This window comes from Streptomyces torulosus (assembly GCF_001419765.1).
GTDB classification, from domain to species: domain Bacteria; phylum Actinomycetota; class Actinomycetes; order Streptomycetales; family Streptomycetaceae; genus Streptomyces; species Streptomyces torulosus.
The window spans coordinates 1-3,754 of the sequence record NZ_LIRK01000432.1; the positions used below are offsets into that span (position 1 = coordinate 1).

The following is a 3,754-nucleotide window of genomic DNA, read 5'->3' on the forward strand; positions in this document are numbered from 1 at the left end:
GCCCCCACATACACCCCGCCGTCCTCGGCGATCCAGAACAGCCCGACCATGGCCATGAGTTGCCTCCCCAGCAGCGGCCTACGCGTATCACCTGGTGAGACACCGTTCGAGGCGGGAAAGTTCCCTGGCGGCGACCGGTGGGACGCAGGTTGCACGGAGTCGGTCGGCGCGCACGCGAGGCTGCGCCCCGGGGCCAAAACGATGTCGGGCCACGGCTCCCTCTCCCCCAACTCCGGCCCCATGGCACGCGTTGCCCCCTGGTCCCCGTCGCCTCCACAGCGGGCAGCTGCCGAAGGCGTAGCCCCCGGCCCGTTGCGGTCGGCGCGTCGGTCAGCGCAGCAGCAGGTCGATCACGCCCGTCAGGTCCTCCTTGCCGCCGGCCTCGGTCAGGCGGCGGCGCATCAGCTCGAAGTAGGGGCTGAGGAGTTCGGGGCTGACGCCCTGCTGTCGCGCGGTCTCCAGGAACGTGGGCGTGCCGGCCACCTGCATGGCCAGGTCGGAGACGACGTTCCTGGTGTAGTCGCCGCTGCGCAGTTGGTCGGCGGTCTGGTGCACGGACGGGGCCATCGCGGTGAGCCAGCCGGCGAGCAGCGGGGCGAACTCGGCGGGGTCGATGTCCTCCTTGCGGATCAGGGCGAAGGCGTGCGCGGTGCCCGCGAACATGCCGTACATGGCGCTGAGCAGCGCCACGTCGTACAGGGCGGCGAAGCCCGCGTTCCCTCCGACGTAGGTGGTGCCCGCCGGGACGCCCAGGGTCTCCCGGTGCTGCTCGAACAGCTCCTGCGAGCCGCTGTACAGGACATAGCCGCCGGACCGCGGGACGCCGATCATCGGGGGGACGGCCATGATCCCGCCGTCCAGGTAGCGGGCGCCGAGCCCGTCGGCCCATCCGGCGCGGGCACGGGCCTGTTCGGGGGTGCTGGTGGTCAGGTTGACCAGGTCCCGGCCGGCCAGGTCGGTGCCGGACAGCACCTCGGCGACCGACGCGTCGTCCAACAAGCACGCGATCACTAAGGCGTTGGCCGCGACCGCCTCGGCGGCGCTGTCCGTGACCGTCGCGCCCTCGGCGGCGAGTGCGTCGGCACGGGCCGGGGTACGGTTCCAGACGGTGAGCGGGTGGCCGGCGGCGAGCCAGGCACGGGCCAGCGCGGTGCCCATCGCACCGAGCCCCAGCAGCGTGACGGGCGTCTTCTCAACAGGGTTCTGTGTCATGCCGAACAGGCTGGTCACAGCGCCGGAATCGATCAAGTACGCACTTGGCGGTGGGTGGTTACCCCGCGGTGAGCGAGCACGTCGGAAAGGGTGGGGCATGACGACGCTGAACCGGCCGGGCACACCGGACGGACACGTCTGCGGCATCGACACCGCGATGGAGGTGATCGGCGGCAAGTGGAAGGTGCTCATCCTCTGGGCGCTCCACGAGCAGCCCTGCCGCCGCTTCGGCGAACTGCGCCGGCTGCTCCCGGGGATCACCGAGAAGGTGCTGGCCTCCCATCTGCGGGAGCTGGAGGCCGACGGTGTCGTGCACCGTGTCTCCTACGACGAGGTGCCGCCCCGCGTCGAGTACTCGCTGACCGAGTCCGGCATCCGCCTCAACGACGCGCTCCAGCCCCTGGCCGCCTGGGGACGCGAGCAGCCGCCCCCGGCCCGCACGACCTGACCCCGCTCCAGGCCGACCTGGGCCGACCTGGGCCGACCTCGGCTGGTCTCGGCATGCGGCCGCCCGTTCCCACCCCGAAAGGCATCCCTTATCCTCGCCGCTACGCGCTCAGGTGTCCCAGCAGCCCCACCTGCGCTGTAGCGCCCCACCACCCCCACACCGAAGGTCATTCGTTCCGTGTCTGTGGGCCGAAAGGGCTGCGAGTGATGTCCGAGGGTTCTCGTTCCGCGTCCGGGAGGACGGGGCGTCGATGGCGCCGTGGGCGTCGACGGCGGCGGGTGGGGGCCACCGCCGTGGCGACGGTCATCGCCGCGGCGATGGGCGGGGTGTACGCGTTGACCGCCCAGGCGGCCGTGACCTGTGCGCCGTCCGTGTTCAAACGGCAGATGTTCGCGAACACGTCGTTCTCGGGTACGCCGCTGACGACGGACTGCGACAGCGCGATCGCCCAGGACTGGGGCACGGACGCGCCCGCGCCGGGGTTGCCGGACGACCGCTTCGGCGTGCGGTGGAGCGTGACACGGGACTTCGGCTCCGGCGGTCCGTTCACCCTCACGGCGTCGGGGCGGGACGGCGGCGTCCGCGTGTACGTCGACGGCCGGCTGCGGATCGACCTCCGAGGTGATGTCCGCGGCGACGTCCCGACGCCGGGCGCGACGGCCGTCCTGTCGCCGGGCGCGACGGCAGTGCCGACGCCGGTCTCGCCGTACGGCCCGACGCCGGTCTCGCCGTACGGCCCGACGCCGGTCTCGACGTACGGCCCGACGCCCGTCTGGACGTACGGCCCGACGCCGGTCTCGCCGTACGGCCCGACGCCGGTCTCGACGTACGGCCCGACGCCCGTCTGGACGTACGGCCCGACGCCGGTCTCGAAGAGCGTCGACGTCACCATCCCGCCCGGACGGCACACCCTGCGCGTCGACTACGTCAACCGGAGCGGCGCCGCCGAGGTCGCGTTCACGGCGGTTCCGCAGTCCCGTGCGGGGACCGTCACCCCGCCGTCGCCGCGATGATCTCCTCCATGTCGTCCACCGCCGCGTGCACGCCCTCCGTGAGGAGGACGGCGGTGGGGTTGAGGAGGATCTCGTCGACACCAGCGGCCCGGTAGCGGGCCAAGGTGCCGGCGATCTCCTCCGGTGTGCCGGTGACGACGACCTCGGCGCGAAGCAGTTCGGCGGCGGGGTCCGGGCCGCCGGTGTCCACGCCGGCGCGGCGGAGCATGTCCGCGTAGTGCGGGGCGCCCAGGTGCGCGCCCGCGGCGACCCGGGCCAGATGGCGCGGGTCGCGGCCCGGCCGGGCGACGGCGACATGCACGGCCGTCGCGATCCGGGGCCGCCCGGCACGCCCCGACTCGGCCGCGCCCGCGGCCAGTTGGGGGACGAGCACGTCCCGTACATACGCCGGCGGGGTCATCCAGGTGATCGCCACGTCCGCCGTCGCGCCCGCCGTCCGCGCCATGCCGGGCCGGAGCACCCCGGCCCCCACCTCCACCGGCGCGTGCGGCCCGACCGGCGGCAGCTCGGCGTGCAGCCGGTGGTACGGGCCGTCGTACGCCACGCTCTCGCCGTCCAGCAGGGCTCGTACGGAGCGGACGTAGTCGCCGACCGCCGTACGGGGGCTGCGGTACGGCTCCGGCGCGAGGCCCTTGGCGAAGTCGGGCGTGCCGATGCCGTACCCGGCCACCACCGGCTGCCCGGTGAGCAGCGCCAGCGAACGGGCCTGGAGCGCCGCCTCGTACGGGTGCCGCAGCGGCAGCAGCGTCACCGCGGTGCCCACGGGCACGGTGTGCCCCATCCCGGCCAGATGGGCCAGCACCTGGTGGGGTTCGGCACGGAAGGACTGGCAGAGCCACAGGCGCCGCGCCCCGGTACGGGCCACGGACGCGGCGAACGGGGCCACGAGTTCGGGGTGGTCGGGCTGGAGGGGGTAGAGGACGGCGGGCAGGTCGCGCACCGCCGGGTTGGCGTTCACGGCGGTCGGCCGGGGGTCCGTAGTCGTCGACTGGGGTTCCGTGGCGGTCGGCGCGGGTGCCGTACTCGTCGGCCGGGCTTCCGTGCCGGTCGGCCGGGGTTCCGTGGTGGTCATCGGGTCCTC

Annotated in this window: 4 protein-coding genes; 2 read left to right on the forward strand and 2 right to left on the reverse strand. The window is 73.7% G+C overall.

What is annotated here, in order from left to right; translation table 11 throughout:
• Positions 1–330: 330 nt before the first annotated feature.
• Positions 331–1,212, reverse strand: a complete 882-nt coding sequence (locus AOK23_RS27960; RefSeq protein ID WP_055715391.1) for an NAD(P)-dependent oxidoreductase — start codon at positions 1,210–1,212, stop codon at positions 331–333.
• A gap of 97 nt (positions 1,213–1,309) precedes the next feature.
• On the opposite strand from AOK23_RS27960, the gene AOK23_RS27965 reads away from it, so the two are divergent.
• Together AOK23_RS27965 and AOK23_RS52040 are read left to right on the forward strand one after the other, a co-directional pair.
• A complete protein-coding gene (locus tag AOK23_RS27965; protein WP_055715389.1) occupies positions 1,310–1,660 on the forward strand; it encodes a winged helix-turn-helix transcriptional regulator in 351 nt (116 codons plus the stop codon).
• Between the two features lie 317 nt (positions 1,661–1,977).
• Positions 1,978–2,673, forward strand: a complete 696-nt coding sequence (locus AOK23_RS52040; protein WP_206336309.1) for a PA14 domain-containing protein — start codon at positions 1,978–1,980, stop codon at positions 2,671–2,673.
• On the opposite strand, the gene lxmJ is transcribed toward AOK23_RS52040, so the two are convergent.
• Positions 2,651–3,745: a F420-dependent peptide dehydroalanine reductase LxmJ gene (gene lxmJ, locus AOK23_RS27975; RefSeq protein ID WP_079049742.1), complete on the reverse strand. Its 1,095-nt coding sequence runs from the start codon at positions 3,743–3,745 to the stop codon at positions 2,651–2,653. The genes AOK23_RS52040 and lxmJ overlap by 23 nt on opposite strands.
• Between the last annotated feature and the right edge of the window lie 9 nt (positions 3,746–3,754).

Excerpts from the sequence above, each read along its gene's own strand:
- AOK23_RS27960 (WP_055715391.1), bottom strand. The coding sequence starts at position 1,212 with ATGACACAGAACCCTGTTGAGAAGACGCCCGTCACGCTGCTGGGGCTC.
- AOK23_RS27965 (WP_055715389.1), top strand. The coding sequence starts at position 1,310 with ATGACGACGCTGAACCGGCCGGGCACACCGGACGGACACGTCTGCGGC.
- AOK23_RS52040 (WP_206336309.1), top strand. The coding sequence starts at position 1,978 with ATGGGCGGGGTGTACGCGTTGACCGCCCAGGCGGCCGTGACCTGTGCG.
- lxmJ (WP_079049742.1), bottom strand. The coding sequence starts at position 3,745 with ATGACCACCACGGAACCCCGGCCGACCGGCACGGAAGCCCGGCCGACG.